This is a genomic window from Acidobacteriota bacterium, from assembly GCA_034211275.1.
Taxonomy (GTDB): domain Bacteria; phylum Acidobacteriota; class Thermoanaerobaculia; order Multivoradales; family JAHZIX01; genus JAGQSE01.
This window is the reverse complement of sequence record JAXHTF010000278.1, coordinates 1-6502: the sequence shown is the minus strand read 5'-3', so window position 1 is coordinate 6502 and position 6502 is coordinate 1. Positions and strand designations below refer to the sequence as shown.

Sequence of the window (6502 nt, the reverse complement as noted above, 5' to 3'; positions counted from 1 at the left end):
CGGAGGACTTCGTTCAGCCGGAGAGTCTGGAGCTCTCTCCCTTGCCGTGTTGGGAAAGCCTCTCCTCAGCGGAGCGTCGCCAAAGGATCGCCGATCTCCTCCGGGAGGTGGAGCAGCAGGGGCGTGTCGAGCGTCGAGGCCGCCCAGTTCTGGGTCGAAGGAAAGTACTCGCTGTCTCTCCGCACCAACGCCCGGAGACCTTCGAGCGTCGACCGGTTCCTCGATTCCATGCGATCCGGCGCGAGGTTCGCGAGCGCCTGGCCGAAGCCTATCGGCTCTTCTTGGAACAGTATCGGAAGGCTTCGAGGGATCTACAGGAGGGAAATCGCGAGGCGCTCTTCCCCGGGGGCTGCTTTCCGCCAGGCCTTCCCTGGGTGCCAGCAGAGCCAGCGCCCCGGCCGCCTTGATAGGACACGACGACGGTTCCGCCTACGAAGGGCTGGAAGATCCAGCTGACTCTCTCCGAGTTGCAGACCTCTTGGAGGCATGGGAGAGGTGTGCCTGCGAAGGCTGAGAATCCTAGAAGGTCCCGGGGAAGTTGCCCCGGGGCTTCAGTTCACCGCCAAATCGCCGGGGAAACTGGCTCGAGGCTTTCGCTGGATCCTGCTTCGGCGAGGAAATTCGGCCAAGGACAGGTCTCGAGCATAGAGACAAGAGTTCTTTCTTACGATTCGGGTAGGGCCAAGATGTGGAGGGAAGGATGTTGTGTGAGTGAAGGCTTCCCCCGGGGAGCCTTCACGAGCTATTATCGGCCCACTTATGGCACCTAAAGAGTTGGTCTACAACGCGACGCTGGTGGACCGCGTCGACTACACGCCGAGCCTTTCCGTCTTCAAGGTTCAGCTGGATCCCGGGTTAGAGCCGCCGGCGCCTCGCTTTCTCGCCGGTCAGTACGTCGTGCTCGGCCTCAACAACGAGGAGGTGCCGGAGCTTGGGTCGGTGCGTCGTCCGATGTCCATCGTTTCAGCACCGGAAGAGACCGGCTCGCTGGAGTTCTACATTCGGTTCGTCAGCCATCCGGAGTCGGACAATCCACTGACCCATCTCCTCTGGAAGCTCAAGCCTGGGGCTCGACTCTTTTGCGGTACCCGAATCACCGGCCGATTTACCCTCCAGGACACCATCGGCGACGGAGACCCGCGGATCAAGGTGATGGTTGCTGCCGGCACCGGACTGGCGCCATTCCTTTCGTTCGTGCGCAGCGAGGTGCTTCGGAATCCGGCCGCGGACCTCTCCCAATACGTCATGCTCCACGGTGCCTCCTACCCTGCGGACTTGGGGTATCGCGAGGAGCTCTTCCAGCTGCGCGACCAGCATGGGCTGCACTATTTCTCCACCGTCAGTCGGCCCAAGGAAGCGCCGGATTGGACCGGGGATCAGGGGCGGGTCGAGGACTATTTCCTCCCTGAGAGGCTGGCGGAGATGGAGACACGCCTCGGGTTGCCGCCGGGAGGATTTGATGCAGCCACTGCGGTGATTTTCATCTGCGGTCTTCAGGGCACCATCGGCCAGACGTTTTTGCGCTTGGTGGAACGAGGCTTCGTACCGGAGAACCGGCGCCTGCGCAGGGCCCTAGAGGTACCAGAAGGAGCGGCGGCGAGCCTCTTCTTCGAGCAGTACGACACCAATCCGGTAATCGACCTCAAGGATGAGAACCTGGTGCGGGACGTCCGAGAGAAACTCCACGGAGCGCTTCAGAAGTCTTCGTAGTCTCTTGGGCTCTGCTCTTCCTGGTTGGAAGACTCGGCTGAGCTAGTCAATCGAGACGGACCCGAGCGTCTCCTGAGCCGATATCGATCTCCAGGATGGCTTTTCCCTCTCCCTGGGTCCAATTCAACGCCTTGTGCACCAGGCCGGAGCCCTCGACGGTGGCACCGTCCGCCGTCAGCTGGGCGTCGCCGGCGTTGACATCCAAGCGCACGACGCGCATTGCCGACTTGGAAAGCTGGGCAGTAGCGTCGCCGGCTCCGATATCGATTTCTACGTCGGAGGTGGTTTGGGCCAGGTGCACATCTCCTGCCCCGACGTCGATTTCCAGTGGCAGGCTGGCGGGGGCCTCAAGTCGGCTTTCGATGTGGATGTGGCGGGAGGATAGGCGCGAGGTGCCGGTGATCCGCAGTCGCAGAACCTGATCGTCCCGTACCCACGCGAGGCCGATCTTGGCAGCGGCATCTCGACACTTATCTTTCTCATTCGAGACGCAGTGAATCTTCACCTGTGCTTCCGCGTCGGTGCCCTCGGTCCCCCGGACGGTCAAATCGCCGATGCGGAGGATGACATGGAGCGAGCTGACGCCCTCGATGGGAATCGATTGATCGACGGTTCGAATGGGCTCGGTCTCCGCTGCGAGGACTGGCGGAGCAACGGCGAGCAGACCTAGGATGAGAAGAGGAGTTGGGGAGAGCGAGCGTAGACGACTGAGCAACATGGATATCTCCCGAGTTGGCCAGCGCACGAGGCGATGGCTGGTTTCTTGCAAGAATACTCCATGACCAACTAGAAGCTCCGGTCTATGAAGAGCGGAGCCTTTAAGTTTGAAGATATCGCTTCGGGAAACTTCTCGGTAGTGTTTCGCCTCAATAGCGTCGGGTAGAGAAGATCGAGAGCGGATATCGACTCGTTCGGAAAGGAGTCTGGAGATGGTTCGTTGCAGCTTGCATTCGTCTTTGTCGCAGCCTTGTCGAGGCTTGCTCGTCGCCGTGGCGATGGCGCTGGTGGCCCTGTCCACAGGGTGTTCCGTGAATCCAGCCACTGGTAAGAGCCAGCTGATGCTGATCTCCGAAGCCCAGGAGATTCAAATGGGGCGGGAAGCCGATCCCCAGATCGTCAGTCAATTCGGTCTCTATCCGGACGAGGAGATCCAGGACTATGTATCGGCCCTCGGCCAGGACCTGGCGGCGCAATCGGAACGACCTCACCTCGAGTGGCATTTTCGCGTCTTGGACGATCCCCTCGTCAACGCTTTTGCGCTGCCCGGTGGATATATCTACATCACTCGCGGAATCATGAGCCATCTTGACTCGGAGGCCGAGTTGGCCTCCGTGCTGGGGCATGAGATCGGCCATGTGGTCGCTCGGCATAGCGCCAACCAGTTGAGCAAGCAGCAGCTGGCCAGCGCAGGTTTGCTTGTAGGAGCGGTGCTGCTCGATCCCGAGGACCGCTACTTGGCTGGGTTGGCTGGCGCCGGTATGCAGCTGGCCTTCCTCAAGTTCGGTCGCGACGACGAACGGCAGGCGGATGAGCTAGGGCTGCGCTACATCATCAAGGACGGCTACGACCCCCGACCCATGACCGATGTTTTCGAAACGCTGGGGCGGGTGAGCGATGCAGCGGGAGGCCGAGGTATGCCCAACTGGCTGGCGACTCATCCAGCGCCGGAGAATCGGGTCAGCCTTCTCAGTGGGCAGATCGTTGAGACGGGGGTCGACTTCACCGGACGGCCGGTTCGGGCTGAGCTCTATCTCGATCACCTGAATGGGATGCCCTACGGGGCCGACCCTCGGCAAGGCTTTTTCCAGGGCAATACCTTCTACCACCCCGATCTGGCCTTCCAAGTAGATTTCCCGGAGGGCTGGCGAACTCAGAATGCTCGTTCGGCGGTGAGCGCGCTGAGCCCGAACGAGGACGCCCTGTTGGTGCTGACCCTCGCGGAGGAGGACACGTTGAGCGCTGCAGAGCAATCGTTCCTCCAGGGCCAGGGGATCGAGGCGGGATCTCGCTGGACTCCGGGCATCCGCGGATTCAATTCCCTCGGGCGAGAGTTCGCCGCCAGCACTCAAGACAAGCCGCTACGCGGGCGGGTGGCCTTCGTCGAGGGTGAGAATCGCATCTATCAGCTACTGACCTTCACGCCGGACAAGCGCTGGCGCAATTACGAGGATCAGGTGAGCTCCGCCATTGGTACTTTCCAGGAGATCACTGACCGCCGCTATCTCTCCGTGCAGCCAGCCAAGCTGCGGATCGTGAAGCTGGATCGGGATATGAGTCTCGAGGAATTCCAGCGCCGCTACCCGTCCAGCGTCGATCTGCAGACCCTGGCCATCGTCAATCAGGTAGAGGTGGGAGCGACCCTCGAGGCGGGAAGTCTGGTGAAGCGCATCGTTGGAGGAGAGCTTCCGGACCCCCGCTGAGGTAGGCCGCACCGGCTTTTCGAAGGTCCCCAACGATTCGGGTAGGGCCCAGTAGCGATTCGGGTAGGGGATCGGGGAAGTGCGCCGAAAGGACACGTAGGGCCGTCCCGGAAACCGTTTCGCGAACCCCTGCGACTCCTGGGTAGACGCTCCCCTCAAGGCCTGGGAAAGGCTCAAGCTACTGAAAACAAAAGAGTAGCTATTCGGGTAGGGGGTCGGTGGTCAGGGTGACCGGGAGAGGCTGCTATTCGGGTAGGGACGGGTAAAAAGATCGGGCCGGGATCCCGCAGGACCCCGGCCCGATTGATTTGCCGTTCAGGTTAGCCGGCCTACTTGCAGGTCTTGCCGCCCGAGGGGCCCTTGCACTTGTTGGAGCAGCAGTCGCTGTCCACGGTGCAGGGATCGCCGAGCTGGCCGTCGGTGCAGGTGCCGCCGCCGTCGCAGATCGGGTCGGTGGCGCAGGCTAGATCGTTGCAGTCGACGTCGCCGTTGCAGTCGTTGTCGATGCCGTCGCTGCACAGCTCGGCGCCGGTGCTGCAGTCGATGCCGCAGTTGGAGCAGCTCTCGCTGCCGCTGCAGGTCAGGTCGCCGCAGCAGAAGCTGCCCGGCGTGGTCGGGACGTCGGTGCAGGTGACGCCGCCGCTGGAGCAACGGGCGTCGCTGCACGGAACTGGGTTGGATCCACCGCCGTCGCCACAGCAGTAGCGGTTGTTGGGGTTGCCGTTCTGCACCCCGTTGCAGTCGGTGGGGCAGGTGACGCAATTCTCGCCGTCTCCGGCCTCACACACACCGTTGCCGCAGACCGCACCGCTGGTGGTACCGCCGACGCAATCATTGGGGCAGGTGTTGCAGTCCTCGCCCAGCTCGCAGATGCCGTCGTTGTCACACACCGGGCAGTCGAGGCAGGCGGAGGTGTCGTAGCCGTCGCAGCTGGCGTTGCACGCCAGGGTGCCGCCACCGCTGCAGCCGAGGCCGGAGCAGGTCTCACCACCGAGGTCGGTGCCGTCGCAGACTTCCGTGCCCTCGATGAGGTTGTTGCCGCAGGTCTGGAGACAGGCAGCCGGGACCGTGAAGTCCTCGGTGACCGACACGCTGCTGGAGCTGCCGCCGTCGTCGGCGTTGACGCCTAGACCGCGCTTGGCGAAGCCTTCCCAGATCTCGCACTGGTTGGCGCCGCCGTTGTTGTTCTGGTCCGCCAGCAGGATGGCGTCGCGAGCGTCCACGAAGGTCGGGTCGCAGGGCTGCAACTTCAGACCGTCGATCACCAGCTGGAGCGCTAGGTTGTTGCCGCCGGTACCGGTGTAGAGGTTGGAGTCGAAGCCGTACTTGTCGACCAGATTCCAATACACCTCCCAGACCATGGCGGACCACACCGAGCCGACGCCGTGGGGGACGACCACCGAGGCGATGTCCGAGTAAGTGTGCGGGTTGACGCCCATGTCGGTGGTGTAGGGGTACTGGCGGATGCCCGGGCCGGTGGAGGGCTGGAAGCTGACGTAGGTGCCGATGCCGCGGGCATCGGTGCCCTGGTCGCCGGTCTGGGCGGTGAGGGCGAGAGCGAGGAAGTCGCTCCAGCCTTCACCGGCCTGCTGGTCACCGCTCAGGCAATTGGAGTCCGTGGGACCGCCGGTGAGGCGGTTGGAGAGGCCGTGACCGTACTCGTGAACGATCACGCCGTTGTCGAGGTCACTGTCGCGGTTGGGGATCGCGCCGCCGGCGAACTTCACCGTGCCGTTGACGCCGGTGCCCAACTCGCCCTTGATGGTGTCGCCATCGCTCTGCCCGATGAAGACCGAGGAGATGTTGATGGTGTTGTCGGTGCCGCCCATGGCGATGACGCCGTCACCCTGGTTGTTGACGATGATGGCGGCGGTGGCGCCGGCATTCTGGGCGTTCTTGACCTTGACGGTGAACGAGCAGGTGCCACGGTCGATGAGAGCGATGCGGCCGGAGGTGAAGCCGACGAGAGCCTCGCAGCCGTCGTTGGCGGGAGCGGTGCCGTCGGCGGCCAGCTCGATGTCGCCGGTGATGCCGGTGGTGTTCAGGACGGGGCCGAACTCGGCGCCGCCGGCGGTGTAGTCACCGGCGATACCCGCCGGCGAGTTCACCGTCACCAGGTGGTCGGCGCTGGGGGTCCAGATATACATCTGCATCCGCGGGGCGGGGTTGAAGGGACCGCCCTCCGGCGGCGTGGCGAAGTTGGCGTTGTTGGTGCCGGAGCCATCCTGGGCGTCCGCCTGCACCGGGTCGCTACCGCTGCCGCCGCGGCCATAGTTGTTGTCCTGGAAGTTGCCGGCCTGCTCGTCGAAGCCGTAGTGCCACAGGATGTCGTGGATGACGTTGTTCCAGTAGAAGAGGTTGGTGATCACCGC

General features: G+C 63.2%; 4 protein-coding genes. 2 read left to right on the top strand and 2 right to left on the bottom strand.

Annotation, left to right across the window (positions count from 1 at the left end; all coding sequences use genetic code 11):
• Nucleotides 1–759 precede the first annotated feature (759 nt).
• A complete protein-coding gene (locus SX243_24650; GenBank protein MDY7096178.1) occupies nt 760–1710 on the top strand; it encodes a ferredoxin--NADP reductase in 951 nt (316 codons plus the stop codon).
• 46 nt (nt 1711–1756) lie between these two features.
• On the opposite strand, the gene SX243_24645 is transcribed toward SX243_24650, so the two are convergent.
• A complete protein-coding gene (locus SX243_24645) occupies nt 1757–2428 on the bottom strand; it encodes a DUF4097 family beta strand repeat-containing protein (protein MDY7096177.1) in 672 nt (223 codons plus the stop codon).
• A 340-nt stretch (nt 2429–2768) separates the two neighbouring features.
• Between SX243_24645 and SX243_24640 the strand changes: the two genes are divergently transcribed.
• A complete protein-coding gene (locus SX243_24640; GenBank protein MDY7096176.1) occupies nt 2769–4130 on the top strand; it encodes a M48 family metalloprotease in 1362 nt (453 codons plus the stop codon).
• A 329-nt stretch (nt 4131–4459) separates the two neighbouring features.
• On the opposite strand, the gene SX243_24635 is transcribed toward SX243_24640, so the two are convergent.
• On the bottom strand, nt 4460–6502 hold a 2043-nt coding region (locus SX243_24635; protein MDY7096175.1), incomplete at its 5' end, for a M36 family metallopeptidase.